The sequence below is a fragment of the Microbacterium sp. K24 genome (assembly GCF_004794465.1).
Lineage (GTDB): Bacteria > Actinomycetota > Actinomycetes > Actinomycetales > Microbacteriaceae > Microbacterium.
The window spans coordinates 33,721-55,139 of the sequence record NZ_SSDJ01000066.1 but is presented as its reverse complement, the minus strand read 5'-3'; the positions used below and the strand labels follow the sequence as shown (position 1 = coordinate 55,139).

Sequence of the window (21,419 nt, the reverse complement as noted above, 5' to 3'; positions counted from 1 at the left end):
TCCGCCGTCCGCCACCGCGCGCTGGCCACGACGCGGACGCATCGCCGCCTCCGGCGCGGCATCCCTCTGCCCCTTGCTCTCCGGGGCGGTCGGAAGCGGTGCGGGCCGGCGCATGGCTACGCCTCGTCGGTCCGGCGCAGCGACTCCAGCACCTGCGGGATGATCTGGTAGACGTTGCCGCACCCGAGCGTGATGACGAAGTCGCCGTCGCGCGCGACGGTGGCGGTGTAGTCGGCGGCCTGCTGCCAGTCCGCGACGTAGTGGACGTGCTCCTGGTCGCGGAAGGCGTCGCTGACCAGCTCCCCGGTCACACCGGGAACCGGATCCTCGCGGGCGCCGTACACGTCGAGCATCACCGTGTGATCGGCGAACTCCTCGAGCACGTCGGCGAACTCCTGGAACATGTGCTGCGTGCGCGAGTACGTGTGCGGCTGCTGGATCGCGATGATCCTGCCCGGTCCGGCGATGCTCCGCATGGCCTCGAGCGCCGCGCGGACCTCGGTCGGGTGGTGCGAGTAGTCGTCGTACACGGTGACCCCGCGTTCGACGCCGTGCTGCTCGAGCCGGCGCACCGTGCCCGCGAAGCCCTCGACGGCACGCACGGCGTCGGCCAGCGGGTGGCCGAAGGATCGCAGCACCGCGACGGCGCCTGCGGCGTTGATGGCGTTGTGCACACCGGGGACCGCGAGCTGCATGCGCACGCTCTCCCCGTCGTGGGTCAGGGTCGCCGCGACGGGCCCCGCCGCCACGATGTCCGTGACGCGGAGATCCGCATCCTCGGCCTGACCGAAGGTGATGACGTTGTCATGCGAGAGCCCGGCGCTGACGCGCAGGGCCCCGGGATCGTCGCTCGAGATCACGACGGCCTCGGAGGCGGCATCCGCGAATCGCACGAACGCATCGTGGAACGCCTCGTCCGAGCCGTAATGATCGAGGTGATCCGGATCGACGTTCGTGATGAGCGCGACCGCGGTGTCGTAGAGCAGGAAGGTGCCGTCCGACTCGTCGGCCTCGATCACGAACAGGTCGCCGGTGCCGGTGGCGCTCGACGTGCCGAGCTGCTCGATCACACCGCCGTTCACGAAGTGCGGGTCGGCGCCGAGCTCACGGAGCGCGGTGACGATCATCCCGGTGGACGTGGTCTTGCCGTGCGCGCCGGCGACGGAGACGAGCCGGCGGGAGCCGATGAGCCAGTGCAGCGCCTGCGAGCGGTGGATGACGTGCAGCCCGCGCTCCTTCGCCGTGACGAACTCGGGGTTCTCGGGCCAGATCGCTCCGGTGTGCACGACGGTGTCGGCATCGCCGAGATACGCGGCGTCGTGGCCGACGTGCACCGTCGCCCCGGCAGCAGCGAGAGCACGGAGGTTGTCGCTGTCGGCCCGGTCGGTGCCGGAGACGCGGATGCCCGCGTCGAGGAACATCCTCGCGAGGCCGCTCATGCCGGAACCGCCGATGCCGATGAAGTGCGCGGAGGTGATCGTCTCGGGGATCGGGAGGGAGAGGTCGGGTCTGATCATGTCGGTCTCAGTCTACTTTTCCTGGGGCATCTCGACCGCGTCACGCGGCGCCGAGAGCACGGTCCACCAGGGCGATCACGTTCTCGGTGCCGCTGCGGGTGCCGACGTTCTCCGCGGCCGCGGCCATCCGCTCGATGCGTGCAAGATCGCCGAGCAGAGGAACCACGAGGCGCCGCACGGCATCCCCGTCGAAGGTCGCGTCATCGAGCAGCTGCGCGGCCCCGGCGGACACAGCCGACGCCGCGTTCAGCCGCTGCTCGCCGTTGCCCACGGAGTACGGCACGTACAGGGCCGGGATGCCGAGGGCGCTGACCTCGCTCACCGTCGCCGAGCCGGAGCGCGACACGATCAGATCCGCCAGGGCGAACGCCAGGTCCATCCGGTCGACGTAACGCCGCAGCGCGTAACCGGGAACCTCGGGGTCGACCATGTCGCTGCGCTCGCCCGTCACGTGCAGCAGCTGCCAGCCCGCGGCGAGGATGTCGCCCCAGGAATCGGCCATCGCGTCGTTCAGCCGCTGCGCACCGAGCGAGCCGCCGAACACCAGCAGGACGGGACGCGAGGGGTCGAGTCCGAAATGCGCGGCCGCCTCGTCGCGCGTCGCCTGGCGGTCGAGGGCGATCACCTCGCGTCGCAGCGGCATCCCGACGACCTCGCTGCCGCGCAGCGGTGTGCCGGCGAACGCGACACCGACGCCGGCGGCGGAACGCGCGCCGAGCACGTTCGCGAGTCCTGGCTTGGCGTTCGCCTCGTGCACGACGAAGGGCACGCGCTCGCGGCGGGCGGCGACGTAAGCGGGTGCGGAGGCGTAGCCGCCGAAGCCGACGACGATGTCGATGCCGTGCGTGCGGATGTGCGCACGCACCTGGGCGATCGCACGACGGAAGCGCGACGGGAACGCCGCGGCCTGCCGATTCGGCCGCCGCGGGAAGGGAACCTTATCGACGATGAGCAGCTCGTATCCGCGCTCCGGGACGAGTCGGGATTCCAGACCCTCCGCGGTTCCGAGGACGAGGACGGATGCTCCGGGGTCGCGCTCGCGCAGCGCATCGGCGACGGCGAGCAGGGGGTTCACATGGCCGGCGGTGCCACCGCCGGCGAGGAGGTACGAAGTCACCTGGTGACCCTACCGGCTGCGGCTGAGGGCTTCTCCTCGACGGGGAGCGTGCGTGCGAACGCGAGCAGCACGCCGCAGGCGATCAGCACCGCGAGCAGCGCCGTCCCGCCCTGGGACATGAACGGCAGCGGGACTCCCATGACCGGGAAGACGCCGATGACGACGCCGATGTTCAGCACGGCCTGGCCGACGATCCACACCGTGATGCCGCCCGCGGCGACGCGGATGAACGGATCGGACGTCTTGCGGATGATGTGGAACGCCCCGACGGTGAAGAACGTGAACAGGGCCAGCACCACGATGCATCCGATGAGGCCGAGCTCCTCGCCCACGATGGCGAAGATGAAGTCGTTGCCGGCCGCGGGCAGCCACCCGTACTTCTCCTGCGAATTGCCCAGGCCGAGGCCGAAGACGCCGCCGGACGCCATGCCCCAGATCCCGTGGATCGACTGGTAGCAGTCGGTGTAGTACAGCGACATGTCGTCGCAGGTCGCCGTGATGCGGCGCATCCGGTCCTCGCTGGAGAGCGCGTACGCGAGCACCGCGACGACGCCGAGGATCACGGGGATGATGAACAGCCGGAGCTTCACCCCGGAGAAGAACAGGCAGCCCAGCAGGATGAGCACGAGCACCATCGCGGTACCGAGGTCCTTGCCCGCGAGCACGGTGCCGATCGCGAGCGCGCCGACCGGGATGACGGGGATGAACACGTGATGCCACGTGCCGAGCATCGTGCGCTTGCGCAGCAGCACCGCCGCGATCCAGAGGGCGAGGGCGAGCTTGAGGAACTCGGACGGCTGCAGCGTGAACCCGGCGATCTTGATCCAGTTGCGGTTTCCGCCGTCGGCGATGCCGAGGGGCGTGAACACGAGCATCTGCAGGGCCACGGCGCCGAACAGCGCCGGCCAGGCCATCTTCTTGAGGAAGGCGATCGGCAGTCGACTGATGAGGAACATCAGGGGGATGCCGAGCAGGGCGAACACGCCTTGACGCAGCGCGCCGTCCATCGGGTTCGCGCCGTCGGCGACGGCCGTCGCACTGGTGGCGGACAGCACCATCACCAGACCGAAGAGCGTGAGCAGCAGGGCGGTCGACGCGATGAGCAGGAACTCGGTCGACACCGGGGTGAACCGGCGGCCGAGCGAGACCCGGGCGGCGAGTCCGCCGGACTCAGACCGCGGAGGGCGGGATACCTGCGTCATCGGCGCTCCCCCGGTCGATCCAGTCCCGCACCGCCTCGGCGAAGCGGTGTCCGCGATCCGCATAGCTGGAGAACTGGTCGAAGGATGCCGCCGCCGGGGCCAGCAGAACTGTGCCCTCGTCGCCGACGACCCCCGCCGCGATCTCCACGACACGGTTCATGACCTGACCAGTCTCGCCAGCATCGACCTCGAACACCGGGACCACGGGCGCGTGTCGCCGGAATGCCGCGACGACGTCGCCCCGTTCGACCCCGATCACGACGGCTGCGCGAGCCGTGGATCCGACGTCGGCGACCAGCTCCGCGATGTCGACGCCCTTGAGATCTCCGCCGACGATCCACACGGCGCCCGGGTAGGCGCGGAGCGAGGATGCCGCCGCGTGCGGGTTCGTCGCCTTCGAGTCGTCGACCCAGACGACGCCGGCATGCCGGGCGATGACCTGGATGCGGTGCGCGTCGAGCTGGAACCGCTGCAGGGCCTCGTGGATCGCCGCCGGCTCCGTGCCGAGCGACCGCGCGAGGGCGCTGGCGGCGAGGATGTTCTGCACGATGTGAGGGGCGGCGAGCCCGGCCTTGTCGAGATCGGCGATGGTGGTCAGCTCGAGCGCGCTCCGGGCGCGGTCATCCAGGAACGCGCGATCGACGATCAGGCCCTCCACCACGCCGATGTCGCTCGGACCCGGGATGCCGAGATCGAACCCGATGGCGCGGGCGCCCTCGACGACCTCCGCCTCCTCCACCATCAGCCGTGTGGCGGCATCGGCCTTGTTGTAGACGCAGGCGACCCGGGTGTTGCGGTAGACCACCGCCTTCGCGTCCCGGTAGGCCGCCGCGCTCCCGTGCCAGACGAGATGATCGTCGGCGAGGTTGAGACAGACCGAGGCGTACGGGTACAGCTCGCCTTCGGGCCGCGACTGCCCGAGGTACCAGAGCTGGTGGCTGGACAGCTCGACGACGAGCACGTCGAACCCCGCGGGGTCGCGCACGGCGTCGAGCACGGGCACGCCGATGTTGCCGCACGGCGCGGCGCGGAGACCGCCCTCGACCAGCAGCGAAGCCGTGAGCTGGGTCGTGGTGGTCTTGCCGTTCGTCCCGGTGATGAGCACCCAGTCGGCGGGAGTGCCGTCCGCCCGGAGCACCTTGTCGCGCACGCGCCAGGCGAGCTCGACATCGCCCCAGATCGCGACATCCGACTCCTGCGCCCAGCGGATCAGCGGATGCGACGGCGAGAAGCCCGGCGAGGCGATCACGACGTCGGGGCGGAAGTCGACCAGCGACGCCGGCACCTCGGCGAGCGGACCCAGCTCGAGCCGTGCGCCGATCACCGGCAGCAGCCGCTCGTACTCCTCCTCGGCGGACTCGCTGAGCACCAGGACGTCGGAGCCGAGTTCGGCGAGCGTGTCCGCGACCGAGAATCCCGTCATCGAGAGACCGAGCACCGCGACGCGGAGCCCGCGCCAATCAGCGTGCCAGCTGGTGAGGGTGCTCAGCCGATCAGCCGACACGCGTGAGCCATTCGACGTAGAACAGACCGATGGCCGACACGGCCAGGAGGCCGGCGATGATCCACATGCGCACCACGATCGTGATCTCCGACCAGCCGCGCATCTCCAGGTGATGGTGGAAGGGACTCATCAGGAACAGCCGCTTTCCGCGCGTGATCTTGAAGTACGTGCGCTGCAGGATCACCGAGCCGGACGACAGGACGAAGACGCCGGCGATGACGAGGAGCAGCAGCTCGGTGCGGGTGAGGATCGCCATCGCGGTGATCACGCCGCCGATCGCCATCGATCCGACGTCGCCCATGAAGACCTTCGCCTTCGGCGCGTTCCACCACAGGAAGCCGATCAGTCCCGCGGCGAACGACGCGGCGATGACGGCCAGGTTGAACGGGTCGCGCACCTCGTAGCATCCGCCCAACGAGCCGGGGTCGCCGCCGATGCAGGGCTGCTTGAACTGCCAGAACGCGATCACGCTGTACGCGCCGACCACGATGACACCGGCGCCCGCGGCGAGCCCGTCGAGTCCGTCGGTCAGGTTCACGCTGTTCGACGTCGCCACGCCGATGATCGCGATCCACGCGAGGTACAGGATCCAGCCGAGGATCACCCCGAACGCGAAGAGATCGAGCCAGGTGAAGTCGCGGAACAGCGAGATCGCCCCGCTCGCCGGCGTCTGCCCGAACTTGTTCGGGAAGTTGAGCGCCACGATGCCGAAGGGGATGATCACCAGCAGCTGGCCGATGATCTTGCGCCAGCCGGACAGGCCGAGGCTGCGCTGGCTGCGCACCTTCATGTAGTCGTCGATGAATCCGACCGCGCCGAATCCGACCATCAGCCAGATCACCAGGAGCGCCGACAGCGCAGGCACCTCGCCGCTGACGAAGACGCCCGTGAAGTATCCGATGATCGAGCCGGCGATGAAGATGACGCCGCCCATCGTGGGGGTGCCGCGCTTCGCCTCGTGGCTGGGGTTCTCCACGGCCTCCGGGGTGCGGATGACCTGCCCCCACCCCCACTTCCGGAAGAGCCGGAGGAACACGGGAGTCAGGAACAGGGTGAAGGCGAGCGAGATCGCCGCCGCCATGATGAGAGACCTCACGAGAACAATTCTCCCAGACGATCGCCGAGATGCCGGAGGCCCACGGAATTGGATGACTTCACGAGCACACGATCTCCGTCACGGAGCTCCGTGCGGAGGTACTCGAAGGCGGCGTCCTGGTCGGGCAGATGCACGGCCTCGCTGTCCCACGAGCCCTCGCCGACGGCGGCGAGGTAGAGCCTCCGGGCTTCGGGGCCGACGACGACGATCCGCTGGATGTTCAGGCGCACGGCGAGCAGACCGATCCGGTCGTGCTCCTCCCCTGCGGCCTCGCCGAGCTCGCTCATCGCGCCGAGGACGGCGACCGTGCGCTCGTCGGGGGCGGTGATCTGGGCGAGCGTGCGCAGAGCCGCTGCCATCGAGTCGGGGCTGGCGTTGTAGGCGTCGTTGATGATGCGCACGCGGTCGTTGCCCAGGGGCTGCATGCGCCACCGCTCGGCGATCTCGACCGTCTCCAGCCGCGCGACGGCATCCGCCAGCGGCACACCGAGCACGCCCGCCGCGGCGATGGCCGCGAGGGCGTTGGTGATGTGGTGCGCGCCGAGCACGCGCAGGTGCAGCGGGATCCGCTCACCGCCCGACTCGATCTCGCAGGTGGTGCCGGATGCCGAGACCACGATGTCATGGGCCCGCACATCGGCCGCGGTGCTCTGGCCGAAGCCGACCACGCGCAGGCCGCGCTCGCGCGCGAGCTCCTGCATGGCGGCGACGCGGGCGTCGTCGATGTTCAGCACCGCGGTGCCCGGGGTCTTCGCCGCGGCGACGAGCTCCGCCTTCGCCTTCGCGGTCTCCTCGATGCCGCCGAAGCCGCCGGCGTGCGCCATGCCCACCATCAGGACGACCGCGACATCGGGCTCGACGAGTCCCGCGAGGTGCGCGATGCTGCCGGGTGCGGCCGCGCCGAACTCGCTCACCAGGAACCGTGTGCCGTGCGTGACCCGCAGCATGGTCACCGGCGCGCCGACCTCGTTGTTGAAGGAGTTGACGGGCGCGACGGTCTCACCCTCGTCCTCGAGGATGCGCGCGAGGAAGTTCTTCGTGGTGGTCTTGCCGTTCGATCCGGTGATGCCGACGATCCGCAGGTCGCCGCCGGCGCGCACACGGGCCACCACGTCCTTCGCGAGGGCGCCGAGGGCCGCCACGGCATCGGGCACGACGATCTGCGACACGGCGACGTCGACGACGTGCTCGACGATCGCCAGCGCGGCACCGGCCTCCACGGCCGCGCCGACGAACCGGTGGCCGTCGGTCTCTGCACCGGGCTTCGCCACGAAGACCGAGCCCGGGACCATGTTCCGGGAATCCGTGTCGACCACGCCGTCGACGACGGTCGCCGCCGTGTCTTCTCCGGCGACGCGCAGATCACCGCCGACTGCGGCGGTGATCTCAGCGAGCGTCAGGGCGATCATGTCATCTCCATGCGCGGCTCTCGCCGTCTATCCGAATTTGGGGAGGAGCGCGTCCATGGGGATGGTGGACGGCATCACGCGATAGGTCTTCATCACCTGCGTCATCGCCTTCTGGAAGGCGGATGCGGTGGCCGCGGACGATACAACCTTAGTCGGCTCGTCGAGGGTGACCACGACGACGTACTGGGGGTCGTCCACCGGCGCGAAGCCCACCATGCTGGTGTAGTACACCCCGGCCTTGTACCCGCCGTTGCCGTCGGAGACCTGGGCGGTACCCGTCTTGCTAGTCACCCGGTAGCCGGGCACCTGGATCCGGTCGGCGTTGCCGCCCTGCACGGCGACGTTCTCGAGCATCTGCGTGAGCTCCGCCGCCGTCTTCTCGGCGACGACCTGCTGATGCGCCGGCGCGTCGGGGGTGACGACCGTGCCGTCGGAGCCCGTGCACGACTCGATGAGCGACAGGTCGATCTTCTCGCCGCCGTTCGCGATCGCCTGGTAGGCGCCGGCGAGCTGCGGTGCGGTCACGGTGAAGTACTGGCCGAACGTGGTCGTGTAGAGCGACTGGTTGTCCCATTCGCTGACCGGGTGCAGGATGCCGCCCACCTCGGACGGGAAGCCGAGCGTCTTCTCGCCGACGCCGAAATTCTGCAGGTAGTCGTAGCGGACGTCGGGGCTGACCATCGTGCCGAACTTCGACAGCGCCACGTTGGACGAGTCGATCAGGCCGCCCGCGAGCGTGTAGTTGTACGCCGGGTGGTTGAACGAGTCGTTGATGACGGCGCCGTTGGGGAACGTCTCGCGCGACGAGGCGGTGACCGTGCTGTACGGGGTCAGGCCCGCGCCCTCGATCGCTGCGGCCGCGGTGATGGCCTTGAACGTGGATCCGGGCTCGAAGTCCTTGTGGAAGATCTGGCTGTACCGCGTCTCGGGGGTCGACGAGTCGAGGTCGTTGGGGTCCATCGCCGGCCATTCGGCCGCTGCGCGGATCTTCCCGGTCTTCACCTCGACGACCGTGACCGTGCCGCCCTTCGCGCCCTGCTTCTGCGCCTCTTCGGCGATCATCTGCTGCAGGTACCAGTTGAGGTCGCTGTTGATCGTCAGCTGCACGGTGCCGCCGTTCACGGCATCCACGATGCGCTCGCTGCCGGGGATGACGACGCCGTCCTTGCCGATGCGGTAGGACTCCTCGCCGTCGACGGGTGCCAGGCAGCTCTCCTCCATCTGCTCGATGCCGGCCTGCGCCGCCCCCGAGTTGTCGAGGAATCCGAGCACGTTGCCCGCCACGGCGCCGTTCGGGTAGACGCGCGTCTCCCTCGCCTCGAAGTGCAGGTAGGAGAGCTTCAGGTCGCGGAGCTCGATGTACTGCTCGGTGGTGAGCGACTTCTTCAGCGGCGCGTACTGGCTCTCAGCGTCGACGGCCAGGGCGTCGGCGACGATGGTGCGCACCTCGTCGCCGGTCTGACCGGTGATCGCGGCGATCTTCTCCGAGGCCTCGGCCCACGGCAGCTCGGGCTCCTTGTCCTCCAGCAGCATGATCACCTTCGGGCTGAGCTGCGCGTCGTAGACCATCACGCTGGACGCGAGCACCGTGCCGCCGGAGTCGACGATCGAGCCGCGCTGCCCGGAGATCGTGTCGCCCGCGCCGAGGTGCTGGAGAGAATCGGAGACGTGGGCATCGGCGCTCACGACCTGGATGTCGACGAGACGCACCACGAAGGTCGCCAGCACCGTGAGGATGACGGCGAGGGCGACGACGGTGCGTCGCCTCGGGCCGCGGGTGGCTCTTGTCGTCATGCGATCTCTCCGTCGATCGGTGCGGTCGGAAGGTCAGTGGGTGGTCGGGCTCGGGAGCCCGTCGGTGATGGCGGGAGGAAGGTCCTGCGTCGTCTGGACCGCGGTGCCGTCCTCGGCCGCAGGCGTCTCGGCGGGCGGTGCGGTGATCAGCGCATTGCTGACCGCGCCGGCGCCCGCGGGGTCGACGGTCGACGTCCAGTCGGCGCCTGCGCCGGTGCCGAACACGGCGCCGTCGCTGAGGCGGAGGTAGGACGGCGAGCCGGCCACCACCATTCCGAGGCCTGCGGCTCCGGTCGCGAGCACCTGCGGGGAGCTCAGTCCGGTCAGCTCCTCCTGGAGGGCGTGGGTGCGCAGGTCGAGTTCGCGCTGCTGCGAGGCGAGGTCCGCCAGCGCGAACGAGTCCTGCGTGATCGCGAGGGACAGTCCGATCTGAGCGGCGCCGATCGCGAGGGCTCCGCCGAGCGCGATGAGGGCATAGGCGAGCTTCGGCTTGCGTCGTGCCGTCGTGCGTGTGACCGGCTGAAGACGCCGCTGCGGCGCGCGTGCGGGTGCCGGTGCGACGGGCTGGACCGTCTTGCGGACGGTGGCGTTCATGCTCATGCGCTCTCCCGCAGCTTCTCGGCGGCGCGCAGGCGCACCGGGATCGCACGCGGGTTGCGCGCACGCTCGTCGTCGTCGGCGAGCTCGGCGCCCTTGGTGAGGATGCGGAATCGCGGAGCGTGCTCGGGGAGCTCGACCGGCAGCCCGGCGGGGGCGGTCGAGGCGGATGCCGCGGCGAACGCCTGCTTGACGAGGCGGTCCTCCAGCGACTGGTACGACATCACGACGATGCGGCCGCCGACGCTCAGGGCATCCATGGCGGACGGGATCGCATCGGCGAGCACGTTCAGCTCGGTGTTGACCTCGATACGGAGGGCCTGGAAGACGCGCTTCGCCGGGTGACCGGCGCGCTGGGCCGCCGCGGGGGTCGCGGCCTGGAGGATGTCGACCAGCTCGCCGGAGCGGGTGATGGGCTTCTTCTGCCGCGCTTCGATGATGAAGCGCGCGTACCTGCCGGCGAGCTTCTCCTCGCCGTAGCGCTCGAAGATGCGGCGCAGGTTGCCCTCGCTGTAGGTGGCGATCACGTCGGCGGCGGTGACGCCGTTGGTCTGATCCATCCGCATGTCGAGCGGAGCGTCCTTGGAGTAGGCGAAGCCGCGCTCCGCCTCATCGAGCTGCAGCGACGAGACGCCGAGATCGAAGAGGATGCCGGCCGCGCCCTGCGCATGCAGCCCGATCTCGTCGTAGACGGTGTGGACGAGGGTGATGCGGTCCGCGAAACGGACGAGACGCTCTCCGGCGATCCGGAGGGCGTCCGTGTCGCGGTCGAGCCCGACGAGGCGGATGCGGGGGAAGCGCTCGAGGAGCGCCTCTGAGTGGCCGCCCATGCCGAGCGTGGCGTCGACGAGGATCGCTCCGTCGGCCTGGAGGGCGGGAGCGAGCAGCTCGACGCAGCGGTCGAGCAGCACGGGGGTGTGGATATCGCGGAGGTTCATGATCTTTCTCGGGTTGACCTTCGGCTCTGATCCCCCTCCGCTTCGCGACCCGGCACCGGGGAAGTGTGTCGGGGCGGGAGCGGCGGGGCATCACAGCCGTGGTCAGAAGAGTCCCGGAATCACCTCCTGCTCGAGATCAGAGTAGGTCTCCTCGCCGGCGGCGAGGTAGGCGTTCCAGCTCTCGGCATCCCAGATCTCGGCGTGGGCGCCGACTCCGGTGACGATGAGCTCTTTCTGCAGGCCCGCGTACTGACGCAGGTGGGCGGGGATGGTGATGCGGTTCTGACTATCGGGCATCTCCGCACTCGCACCGGAGAGGAACAGACGCATGAAGTCACGCGCCTGCTTGTTGGCGAGCGGCGCCTGACGGATCCGCTCGTGCATGGTCTCGAATTCGGCCGTGCTGAACACGTAGAGGCAGCGTTCCTGGCCACGCGTGACGACGATGCCGCCGCCGAGGTCTTCGCGGAACTTCGCGGGAAGGATGACCCGTCCTTTGTCGTCCAGCTTCGGAGAATGCGTTCCCAGCAACATCGGCCATCACCCCCTCTGCGTCCGGCCAACTCGAGGTGCGCCCCACTTTACTCCACTTTCCTCCACAAACCTACGACGAATCGCATCGTTCCCCGCCTTGCGGCATTCGGACGCGCTGAAGAGCCGCGGAATTCCGCGGTGGAGCAAGGTGGAGGGCGAGTGGAGGACCCGGGGCCTTAACGCAGAAAAGCCCGGATGCTCAGCATCCGGGCTTTCGAGAGAATTATGGCGGGATCAGCGCCCGTCTTGGCGGCGGTCCCAGCGGTCGTTCATTCGGTCCATGAAGGAGGCGGAACTCGGCTGCTTCGAGGCCGACCGCTCGCGGGGCTCCGCGGGCGTGGTCCGGCGGACGGGAGTCACGGCGACCATGACACCCGCGAGCATGGCCGCGAATCCGACGACGCCGATCACGATGCCCCAAACGTCGCCGACGATGACACCGGCGACGAGGCCGCCGACACCGGCGAGGAGCAGCAGGGCACCATAGACGAGGTTGCGATAGCTCAATGTTCGATCGCCTGACGGCGCGCTCACGACATCGGCGTCGTTGTGGAGGAGATGGCGTTCCATCTCATCGAGCAGACGCTGCTCCTGTTCGGAGAGTGGCATTTCGTCCCCCTCGGGTATGGTGCTCTTCATTCTACGCGCGACGAGGCGTCCGGGGCTAGCAGATCCGGCCCTCCTTGCTTTACGTATGCTGGGAGTCGTGTCGTCCCCCTCCCCTGTGCCCGCCGCCGTGGCCGCCCGTCTGGACCTCTTCCTGGCTCTGATGCGCACCGAGTCCGCCGACTACGGCGCCGAGGCCGGTACGTTCCTCGATGCCGCGGCTCGGACGCTGAGCGGCGGGAAACGCCTTCGGGCCCGCTTCTGCCACGCCGGCTGGCGGGCCGTCGCCCGGTTCGGCGACCGTGACGCCGCCGAAGCCGATGCCCTCTGGGACGTCTGCGCCGCCCTGGAGATCTTCCAGTCGGCGGCGCTGGTCCACGACGATCTGATCGACAACTCCGACACCCGTCGTGGCCGGCCGGCGGCGCACCGCGCGCTCGAGGCGTCGCACCGGGAGTACGGATGGTCCGGCGACGCGGAGTCCTTCGGCCGGGCCTCCGCGGTGCTGCTCGGCGACCTCCTCGTGGCCTGGAGCGACGACCTCCTGGAGTCCGCTCTGGAAGGACACCCCCACGCGCGTGCCGTGCGGCGCGAGTATGCCCGGATGCGCCGCGACGTCACGACCGGGCAGTTCCTCGACATCGCCGAGGAGTCCGCCTGGAGCGTGAACGACCGAAGCCTCTACGCCGAGCGTGCGCTGCGCGTGGTGTCGCTCAAGTCCGCCCGCTACAGCATCGAGCAGCCCCTCGTCCTCGGCGGCGCCCTCGCCGGCGCCGACGACGATCAGATGGCGGCGCTCCGACGCTTCGGACACCCGATCGGGATGGCGTTCCAGCTCCGCGACGACATCCTGGGCGTCTTCGGCGACTCCTCCGTCACCGGCAAACCCGCAGGCGACGACCTGCGGGAGGGCAAGCGGACGGTTCTCGTCGCGCTCACCCGAGAGGGTCTCGACACCTCGGCGCGGAATCTCCTCGACGAGATGCTCGGCGACCCCGAGCTCACCGCGCAGCAGGTCTCGTTCCTGCAGGCGACCATCGCGGACTCCGGCGCGCTGGAGCAGGTGGAGGCCATGATCGCCGACTACGCCCGCGAAGCGGATCGAGCGCTCTCCGGCGCTCGGCTGGACAACGCCTCCGTCGGCGAGCTGCGGGATCTCGCACGCGCAGCCACGGTGCGCTCGGCCTGAACGAGCCCGCCGGTCAGGCCAGGGTGCGCGCGAGCCGGCGGACCGCGCTCTTGTGGCCGTCGAGGAGGGCGGCGATCGGCGAACGGCCGAGGCTCTCCTCTTCTTCCAGCAGCCAGTCGATGAGCTCGTCGTCGGTGAAGCCGGCATCCTGCAGCACGATGATCGTGCCGCGCAGAGAGCTGAGCGGATGCCCGTCGACGATGAAGACCGCGGGAACCGCGAAGGCGCCGTTGCGGCGCGAACCGACGAGGTAGTGCTCGTCGATCAGGCGACGGACGCGGCCGAGCGGCACATCCAGCACCTCGACGAGGTCGGGCATCGTCAGCCACTCGACAGCAGGATTCTCCACAACGTTCTCAGACACGTTGCCCACTATCTCATCTCCGATCGGATGCCGCATGTCGGCACTCCAGTCACACCTTTCACTTCTGTCACTTCTGTTGACTTCTGTTTACTTCCGTGTCAACGTGAGGTGCTCGAAAAGGGGGACCCTTGAGACAGAACACCGCCACTCGTCGCACCCGATATCTTCAGCTCGGAATGCCCGCCGCCGTCATCGGCGCACTCGCCGGAACGATGGTCGCGGCGCCCGCCGACGCGGCTCCGGCACCGAGCGTCGTCGAACGCCAACGAGCCTCCGCCCTCCGTCCGGTGCCCGCCCAGGTCGCCCCCGCGAGCTACGTCGTGCAACCCGGAGACACGGTCTCGGCCATCGCGGCCGGCTTCGGACTCCGCACGGTCGACGTGCTCACATGGAACGGGCTCACCTGGCGATCGGTGATCTACCCGGGCCAGACGCTGACGCTGCTGGCCCCGGCCGCCGTCGTCGTCGCGCCCGTGGCGGTCGCACCGACAGCGACGCTCCACACGGTCGTCGCCGGAGACACCGTCTACGGGATCGCACAGAAGTACGGCACCACGGTCGACGCGGTGCTGAACGCGAACGGACTGACGCGCGCGTCGATCATCTACCCCGGGCAGACTCTCGCGGTGGCGGGCTCCGCCCCCGTCGCGACAGCCCCCGCCGCCGCTCCCGTCGCCGTCGTGACCCCGGCCGCCGTCACAGTGCACACGGTCGTCGCCGGGGACACCGTCTTCGGGATCGCCCGGAAGTACGGCACGACCACGCAGGCGATCTTCGCGCTGAACGGCCTCGACTCGTCATCGGTCATCTATCCCGGTCAGACCATCGCGGTGCAGGGTGCACCGGCCCCGGCGCCTGCGGCGGCCCCGACGGCCACGGCCACCGCGCTCACCGCGGAGCAGGCTGCGAACGCCGCCTTGATCATCCGCATCGGACGGGAACTCGGCGTCTCCGACCGCGCCGTCGCGATCGCGCTCGCGACGGGCATGGTCGAATCCGGACTGCGCAACCTCGACGGGGGCGACCGCGACTCGCTGGGCATCTTCCAGCAGCGCCCGAGCACGGGCTGGGGATCCCCCGCGCAGATCATGGATGCCGACCGCAGCACGCGAGTGTTCTACGGCGGTGCGGGCGACCCGAACGGCCAGACCACGCGCGGCCTGCTCGACATCCCCGGGTGGGAGAGCATGGCCTTCACGGATGCCGCGCAGGCCGTGCAGATCTCCGCGTATCCCGACAAGTACGGCCAGTGGGAAGCGCAGGCGTACACCTGGCTCGCGCTCTACGGCTGAGCCGCACACGGAAAACCCACAGCCCTCAGGGGTGAGCCGTTCCCCTGTCTTTCAGGCAGTTCTCCATAGAATTCTGACGTGACGACCAATCATCAGGCCGACCCCCTCATCGGGCGGCTTGTCGACGGCCGCTACCGCGTTCGGGCACGGATCGCCCGAGGCGGGATGGCCACGGTCTACGTCGCGACCGACCTCCGCCTCGAGCGGCGCATCGCGCTCAAGGTGATGCACGCCCACCTCAGCGACGACTCCGCCTTCCAGAGCCGTTTCATCCAGGAGGCACGAGCCGCCGCACGCCTCGCCGATCCGCACGTCGTGAACGTCTTCGACCAGGGTCAGGACGGCGAACTCGCCTACCTGGTGATGGAGTACCTTCCCGGCATCACCCTGCGTGAGCTGCTGCGCGAGCAGAAGAGGCTCACCATCCCTCAGACGATCACGATCATGGACGCCATCCTCGCCGGCCTGTCCGCCGCGCACCGCGCCGGCATCGTGCACCGCGACGTGAAACCCGAGAACGTGCTCCTCGCCGAGGACGGCCGCATCAAGATCGGCGACTTCGGTCTGGCCAGGGCGACGACGGCGAACACCGCGACCGGCCAGCAGCTGCTCGGCACGATCGCCTACCTCGCTCCCGAGCTCGTGACCCGAGGGACCGCCGACGCCCGCAGCGACATCTACGCGCTCGGCATCATGCTGTACGAGATGCTGGTCGGCGAGCAGCCGTACAAGGGCGAGCAGCCCATGCAGATCGCGTTCCAGCACGCCACCGAGTCGGTCCCCCGCCCCAGCGTGCGCAACCCCTCGGTTCCCGAGCCGCTCGACGAGCTCGTGCTGTGGGCGACCGAGAAGTCCCCCGACGAACGACCCGACGACGCGCAGCAGATGCTCGACCGCCTGCGCGAGATCGAGCGCGAGCTCGGCATCGCGCCCGCCGTCGCTGCGGCGACCATGTCGCAGCGCAGTCAGGGCGACTCGGGCGACCTGACCAAGGTGATGCCGGGCACGATGGTCATCGCCGACCCGACGGCGCCGGTCTCCCCGGCTATCGACAACGCGACGATCCTGCGTCGCCGTGCGTCACGGCGACGTGCGCGTGGAGCGTTCCTCCTCACGCTCGTACTGCTGCTCGCCGTCCTCGCCGGCGGTGTCGGCTGGTGGTTCGGATCGGGCCCCGGCTCCCTGATCGCCGTGCCGGACGTCGCCGGATCGACGTACGAGCAGGCTGCCGAAGCCCTCACCGCCGAAGGCCTCACGCCCGTGCGCGGCGAGGAGTACTCGGTCGACGTCGAGAAGGATCTGGCGATCCGCACCGACCCGCAGGCGGGCGACCGGCTCGAGAAGGGCGTGGAGGTGACGGTCCTGATCTCGCTCGGTCCGGAGCCCCACACGGTCGAACCCCTCAACGGCAAGACCGAGGACGATGCCCGCGCCTATCTGGAGACCCTGAACGTCACGGTGGCCGACGAGACGCTGGAGCTGTTCTCGGATGCCGCGGCCGGCGTGGTCATCAATGCCTTCGTGGCCCCACGGGCCGGGGGCGAGAAGTACGGCTGTGGTGATGGATGCGATCTCTTCGAGGCCGACACGGTCGACTTCTACGTGTCGCTGGGACCTCTGCCCGATGTCGCCGACACGTCGGTGCAGCAGGCCACCCAAGCGTTGACGGACAAGGGGCTGAACGTCGTCGACGAGCGCGTCGAGCAATACAGCGACTCGATCGGCAAGGACCGCGTCATCGGATACGCCGACCGTGCGGAGCAGGGGAACTGGCGCCCGGGTGATGACGTCAAGCTGATCGTCTCGCTGGGTCCGGAGCCCATCGAGATCCCCGACGTCTCCGGCATCTCGATCCGCGACGCGGTGAAGAAGCTGCAGGATGCCGGGTTCAAGCCGGTCACCGCCGCTCCGGAGCTCGTCTGGGACATCTTCACCGCCACGCGCACCGACCCCGGGGCCGGTGAGTCGCGCGTGCGGGGCTCGGAAGTGCGCGTGTTCGCCGCCGGCTGACCGCCTCAGCGCTCCCCCGGCCCGTCGGAGCCCGCATGCAGAGAACCCGCCCTCCCGATCGACGGTGAGGGCGGGTTCGCTGCGGCGCAGGAGACTCAGCGCTTCTCGAGCTCCTCGGCCACGAGGAAGGCGAGCTCGAGCGACTGCATGTGGTTGAGGCGAGGGTCGCACAGGCTCTCGTAGCGGGTGGCCAGGGCCGCCTCGTCGATGTGCTCCGAGCCGCCGAGGCACTCGGTGACGTCGTCGCCGGTGAGCTCGACATGGATGCCGCCGGGGAAGGTTCCCACCGCGCGGTGGGCCTCGAAGAAGCCGCGCACCTCGTCGACGACGTCGTCGAAGCGCCGCGTCTTGTAGCCGGTCGGCGTGGTGATGCCGTTGCCGTGCATCGGGTCGGTGACCCACAGCGGCTGCGCACCCGAGTCGCGCACGGCCTCGAGCAGCGGCGGCAGAGCGTCGCGGATCTTGCCGGCGCCCATGCGGGTGATGAACGTCAGGCGTCCGGGTTCGCGGTCCGGGTCGAGCTTGTCGATCAGCGCGAGCGCGGTCTCCGGCGTGGTCGTCGGTCCGAGCTTGACCCCGATGGGGTTGCGGATCTTTGAGAAGTAGTCGACGTGCGCGCCGTCGAGGTCGCGGGTGCGCTCACCGATCCACAGGAAGTGCGCCGAGGTGTTGTACGGCGTGTCCGTGCGGGAGTCGATGCGCGTCATCGGCCGCTCGTAGTCCATCAGCAGGCCCTCGTGGCCGGTGAAGAACTCGACGCGCTTGAGCTCGTCGAAGTCGGCTCCTGCGGCCTCCATGAACTTGATGGCACGGTCGATCTCGGAGGCCATGCGCTCGTAGCGCTGGTTGGCCGGGTTCTGGGCGAAGCCCTTGTTCCACGAGTGCACCTCGCGGAGGTCGGCGAAACCACCCTGCGTGAAGGCGCGGATGAGGTTCAGCGTGGAGACCGCCGTGTGGTACCCCTGAAGCAGACGACCGGGGTCGGCCTGACGGGAGCCTTCGGTGAAGTCGTAGCCGTTGACGATGTCGCCGCGGTAGGCGGGCAGCGTCACGTCGCCGCGGGTCTCGCTGTCGCTCGAGCGCGGCTTGGCGAACTGGCCGGCCATGCGCCCCATCTTGACCACGGGCATCGAGGCGCCGTACGTGAGCACCACGGCCATCTGCAGCACCGTCTTGATGCGGTTGCGGATCTGCTCGGCGGTCGCGCCGGCGAAGGTCTCGGCGCAGTCGCCCCCCTGGAGGAGGAACGCCTGACCGGATGCCGCGCGCGCGAGGCGCTCGCGGAGGTTGTCGACCTCGCCCGCGAAGACCAGCGGCGGAAGCGTGGCGATCTGACGGGAGACGTCGGCGACGCGGTCCGCGTCCGGCCACTGCGGCTGCTGCTTGATGGGAAGCGAGCGCCAGGCATCAAGGGCGTCGATGTGGTGCGGGAGCATGCCTCAAGCCTAGTGGTCGGCGTGCACGCCAGACGCTCTACGAGCGCCGTGTGACGCGGGACGGAAGGCGGTCCTTCACGGTCGACGCGTAGACGTCCTCGTACTCCTGCTGACCGAGGCGGTGCAGGGCCACCATGATCTCGTCGGTGACCGATCGCAGGATGTACCTGTCGTTCTCCATCCCGGCGTAGCGCGAGAAGTCGAGCGGTTCGCCGATGACGATCCCGACGCGCATGATGCGCGGCAGCCGCTGCCCGATCGGCATCGCGGTGTCGGTGTCGACCATCACGACCGGGACGACCGGGACCTTGGCCTCGAGCGCCATCCGCGCGATGCCGGTGCGCCCGCGGTAGAGCTTGCCGTCGGGGCTGCGGGTGCCCTCCGGGTAGATGCCGAGCAGGTCTCCCGCGCCGAGCACCTGGAGTCCGGTGTTCAGCGAGGCCTCCGAGGCTTTGCCGCCGGATCGATCGATCGGGATCTGGCCCGTCGCGCTCATGAAGAACTTGGTCACGAAGCCCTTGATGCCGCGGCCGGTGAAGTAGTCGCTCTTGGCGAGGAACGACATCCGTCGGTCGATCACGAGCGGGAGGAAGACGGAATCCGCGAACGAGAGATGGTTGCTGGCGAGGATCGCCGCCCCGTTCGCGGGCACGTTCTTCCGACCCGCGATCCAGGGGCGGAAGATCGCCTTGACCACGGGGCCGATCACGACGTACTTCATCAGCCAGTAGAACATCGAGGTGAAGTCTAGCGCCGCGCCCGGCATCCGCTCGGGTGTTCCTCGTTCCTCCCTCGGGATAGCGACTCAGTTCCAGCCAGAGTGCGATTCAGTGTCATGCCCTAGACTCAAGACCACACACCTGTCCGACCGGTACCGAAGGAGCTGCCGTGGTCCAGTTCGAAGTCCCCGCGATCGTCCCCGCCGACCCCGAGGCCAACGTCTCGGACCTCTTGTTCCAGCGCGTCAAGGCCACCCCCGACCGTCCGCTGTTCTCCGTGCCGGAGGGCGACGGCTGGCGCGACATCTCCGCCGCCGACTTCCAGACGGCCGTGATCGCCCTCGCCAAGGGCTTCGCGGCCGCCGGCATCCAGCCCGGTGAGAAGGTCGGCTTCCTCGCCCGCACGACGTACGAATGGACGCTCGTCGACTTCGCGCTGTTCTACGCCGGCGCCGTGATGGTGCCGATCTACGAGACCAGCTCCCCGTCGCAGATCCAGTGGATCCTCGAGGACTCCGGCGCGATCGCCCTCGTCGTCGAATCGCCGGAGCACTTCTCTCGCGTCGACGAGGTGCGCGGCGACCTGCCGCTGATCCGCGAGGTCTGGCAGCTGCACCTCGGCGCGATCGACGCGCTCACCGCACAGGGCGCCTCGGTCACCGATGACGAGATCGAGCGTCGCCGCAACCTGGCCGTCGGCTCCGACATCGCGACGCTCATCTACACCTCCGGCTCCACGGGGCGCCCCAAGGGCTGCGTCCTCACGCACAGCAACTTCGTCGAGCTCACCCGCAACTCCGCGAAGGCGCTCGATGCGGTCGTGCAGACGCCCGGCGCATCGACGCTCCTGTTCATCACGACGGCGCACGTGTTCGCGCGGTTCATCTCGATCCTCGACATCCACGCGGGAGTGCGCACGGGTCACCAGCCCGACACGCGCCAACTGCTGCCTGCGCTCGGCTCGTTCAAGCCGACCTTCCTCCTCGCGGTCCCCCGCGTGTTCGAGAAGGTCTACAACTCCGCCGAGCAGAAGGCCGAGGCCGGCGGGAAGGGCAAGATCTTCCGTGCCGCCGCGGACGTGGCCATCGAGCACTCGAAGCTGCTCGAAGAGGGCAAGAAGATCCCGTTCGGGATGAAGCTCAAGTTCGCCCTCTTCAACAAGCTCGTCTACAGCAAGCTCCGTGAGGCGATGGGCGGCAACGTCGTCTACGCCGTGTCGGGCTCCGCTCCCCTGGGCCCGCGCCTCGGACACTTCTTCCACAGCCTTGGCGTGGTGATCCTCGAGGGCTACGGCCTCACCGAGACGACCGCGCCCGCCACGGTGAACCTGGCGGACAAGTCCAAGATCGGCACCGTCGGCCCCGCACTCCCCGGTGTCGGTGTGCGTCTCGGAGAAGACGGCGAGATCGAGGTCCGCGGCGTCAACGTGTTCAAGGAGTACTGGAACAACCCGGAGGCCACGGCCGAGGCCTTCAGCGACGGCGGCTGGTTCCGCACCGGCGACATCGGCAGCTTCGACTCCGAGGGCTTCCTCACGATCACCGGCCGCAAGAAGGAGATCATCGTCACGGCGGGAGGCAAGAACGTCGCACCGGCCGCACTCGAGGACCCGATCCGAGCGAACCCGATCATCGGCCAGGTCGTCGTGGTCGGTGATCAGCGCCCGTTCATCTCCGCCCTGGTCACCCTCGACCCCGAGATGCTCCCGACCTGGCTGGCGAACAACGGTCTCGACGCGAAGATGACGCTGCAGGACGCTTCGCGCAACGAGGCCGTGCGCGCCGAGGTGCAGCGAGCGGTCGACGGCGCCAACTCCCGGGTGTCGCGCGCCGAGTCGATCCGCAAGTTCACGATCCTCGACTCGGAGTGGACGGAGGCGTCCGGCCACCTGACGCCGAAGCTCTCCATCAAGCGCAACGTCATCATGAACGACTTCGCCGACGAGGTCTCCGCGATCTACGACGAGCCCGTCTCCACGACGAACGTCGCGATCGGCGGTTGACCCGGCGGTCGAATCAGCCCCTTCGATGCGAACGGCCCCCTCGCGCACCTGCGCAAGGGGGCCGTTCCTCGAGAAAGGGGCCGCTCGGCGATC

The 21,419-nt window shown here is 69.1% G+C and carries 18 protein-coding genes; 4 read left to right on the top strand and 14 right to left on the bottom strand.

Going from position 1 to position 21,419, the window contains the following annotated elements; all coding sequences use genetic code 11:
• Nucleotides 1–116: 116 nt before the first annotated feature.
• From murC to DW306_RS04685, 11 genes are all read right to left on the bottom strand, one after another.
• The gene (gene murC / locus DW306_RS04735; RefSeq protein WP_136054492.1) at nucleotides 117–1,517 is read right to left on the bottom strand and encodes a UDP-N-acetylmuramate--L-alanine ligase; all 1,401 of its coding nucleotides are present in this window, start codon (nucleotides 1,515–1,517) and stop codon (nucleotides 117–119) included.
• 40 nt (nucleotides 1,518–1,557) lie between these two features.
• On the bottom strand, nucleotides 1,558–2,634 hold the full coding sequence (locus tag DW306_RS04730; RefSeq protein ID WP_136054491.1) for a UDP-N-acetylglucosamine--N-acetylmuramyl-(pentapeptide) pyrophosphoryl-undecaprenol N-acetylglucosamine transferase: 1,077 nt from the start codon (nucleotides 2,632–2,634) through the stop codon (nucleotides 1,558–1,560).
• A complete protein-coding gene (gene ftsW / locus DW306_RS04725; protein ID WP_136054490.1) occupies nucleotides 2,631–3,836 on the bottom strand; it encodes a putative lipid II flippase FtsW in 1,206 nt (401 codons plus the stop codon). The genes DW306_RS04730 and ftsW overlap by 4 nt, the downstream gene beginning before the upstream one ends.
• The gene (gene murD, locus DW306_RS04720; RefSeq protein ID WP_136054489.1) at nucleotides 3,805–5,340 is read right to left on the bottom strand and encodes a UDP-N-acetylmuramoyl-L-alanine--D-glutamate ligase; all 1,536 of its coding nucleotides are present in this window, start codon (nucleotides 5,338–5,340) and stop codon (nucleotides 3,805–3,807) included. The genes ftsW and murD overlap by 32 nt, the downstream gene beginning before the upstream one ends.
• Nucleotides 5,330–6,436, bottom strand: a complete 1,107-nt coding sequence (gene mraY / locus DW306_RS04715) for a phospho-N-acetylmuramoyl-pentapeptide-transferase (RefSeq protein ID WP_136054488.1) — start codon at nucleotides 6,434–6,436, stop codon at nucleotides 5,330–5,332. The genes murD and mraY overlap by 11 nt, the downstream gene beginning before the upstream one ends.
• Complete coding sequence (gene murF / locus DW306_RS04710) at nucleotides 6,433–7,845, bottom strand: UDP-N-acetylmuramoyl-tripeptide--D-alanyl-D-alanine ligase (RefSeq protein WP_136054487.1); 1,413 nt, start codon at nucleotides 7,843–7,845, stop codon at nucleotides 6,433–6,435. The genes mraY and murF overlap by 4 nt, the downstream gene beginning before the upstream one ends.
• A 27-nt stretch (nucleotides 7,846–7,872) precedes the next feature.
• Complete coding sequence (locus DW306_RS04705) at nucleotides 7,873–9,639, bottom strand: penicillin-binding protein 2 (RefSeq protein ID WP_136054486.1); 1,767 nt, start codon at nucleotides 9,637–9,639, stop codon at nucleotides 7,873–7,875.
• Nucleotides 9,640–9,672: 33 nt separating this feature from the next.
• Nucleotides 9,673–10,239, bottom strand: a complete 567-nt coding sequence (locus tag DW306_RS04700) for a hypothetical protein (protein WP_136054485.1) — start codon at nucleotides 10,237–10,239, stop codon at nucleotides 9,673–9,675.
• Entirely contained in the window at nucleotides 10,236–11,174 is a 939-nt protein-coding gene (gene rsmH / locus DW306_RS04695; RefSeq protein WP_136054484.1) for a 16S rRNA (cytosine(1402)-N(4))-methyltransferase RsmH, read from the bottom strand. The genes DW306_RS04700 and rsmH overlap by 4 nt, the downstream gene beginning before the upstream one ends.
• Nucleotides 11,175–11,276: 102 nt before the next feature.
• Entirely contained in the window at nucleotides 11,277–11,708 is a 432-nt protein-coding gene (gene mraZ, locus DW306_RS04690; protein WP_056418591.1) for a division/cell wall cluster transcriptional repressor MraZ, read from the bottom strand.
• 234 nt (nucleotides 11,709–11,942) lie between these two features.
• The gene (locus DW306_RS04685; RefSeq protein WP_136054483.1) at nucleotides 11,943–12,317 is read right to left on the bottom strand and encodes a DUF3040 domain-containing protein; all 375 of its coding nucleotides are present in this window, start codon (nucleotides 12,315–12,317) and stop codon (nucleotides 11,943–11,945) included.
• A 97-nt stretch (nucleotides 12,318–12,414) separates the two neighbouring features.
• Here DW306_RS04685 and DW306_RS04680 point away from each other — a divergent pair, with 97 nt between their 5' ends.
• Nucleotides 12,415–13,503 (top strand): polyprenyl synthetase family protein, encoded by a 1,089-nt coding sequence (locus DW306_RS04680; RefSeq protein WP_240747058.1) that lies wholly within the window; start codon nucleotides 12,415–12,417, stop codon nucleotides 13,501–13,503.
• Between the two features lie 13 nt (nucleotides 13,504–13,516).
• On the opposite strand, the gene DW306_RS04675 is transcribed toward DW306_RS04680, so the two are convergent.
• Nucleotides 13,517–13,867: an Rv2175c family DNA-binding protein gene (locus DW306_RS04675; protein WP_342670831.1), complete on the bottom strand. Its 351-nt coding sequence runs from the start codon at nucleotides 13,865–13,867 to the stop codon at nucleotides 13,517–13,519.
• 128 nt (nucleotides 13,868–13,995) lie between these two features.
• Here DW306_RS04675 and DW306_RS04670 point away from each other — a divergent pair, with 128 nt between their 5' ends.
• Complete coding sequence (locus DW306_RS04670; RefSeq protein WP_136054481.1) at nucleotides 13,996–15,159, top strand: LysM peptidoglycan-binding domain-containing protein; 1,164 nt, start codon at nucleotides 13,996–13,998, stop codon at nucleotides 15,157–15,159.
• Nucleotides 15,160–15,237: 78 nt separating this feature from the next.
• Nucleotides 15,238–17,169, top strand: coding sequence for a Stk1 family PASTA domain-containing Ser/Thr kinase (gene pknB, locus DW306_RS04665; RefSeq protein WP_136054480.1), 1,932 nt, complete (start codon nucleotides 15,238–15,240; stop codon nucleotides 17,167–17,169).
• A 95-nt stretch (nucleotides 17,170–17,264) separates the two neighbouring features.
• Here pknB and DW306_RS04660 read toward each other — a convergent pair whose 3' ends face one another.
• Both DW306_RS04660 and DW306_RS04655 read right to left on the bottom strand, forming a co-directional pair.
• The gene (locus DW306_RS04660) at nucleotides 17,265–18,605 is read right to left on the bottom strand and encodes a 3-deoxy-7-phosphoheptulonate synthase class II (RefSeq protein WP_136054479.1); all 1,341 of its coding nucleotides are present in this window, start codon (nucleotides 18,603–18,605) and stop codon (nucleotides 17,265–17,267) included.
• A gap of 37 nt (nucleotides 18,606–18,642) precedes the next feature.
• On the bottom strand, nucleotides 18,643–19,341 hold the full coding sequence (locus tag DW306_RS04655; RefSeq protein ID WP_136054478.1) for a lysophospholipid acyltransferase family protein: 699 nt from the start codon (nucleotides 19,339–19,341) through the stop codon (nucleotides 18,643–18,645).
• A gap of 152 nt (nucleotides 19,342–19,493) precedes the next feature.
• On the opposite strand from DW306_RS04655, the gene DW306_RS04650 reads away from it, so the two are divergent.
• Nucleotides 19,494–21,326 carry an AMP-dependent synthetase/ligase gene (locus DW306_RS04650; RefSeq protein ID WP_136054477.1) on the top strand — a complete coding sequence of 611 codons (1,833 nt, stop codon included), beginning with the start codon at nucleotides 19,494–19,496 and terminating at the stop codon, nucleotides 21,324–21,326.
• Nucleotides 21,327–21,419 lie beyond the last annotated feature (93 nt).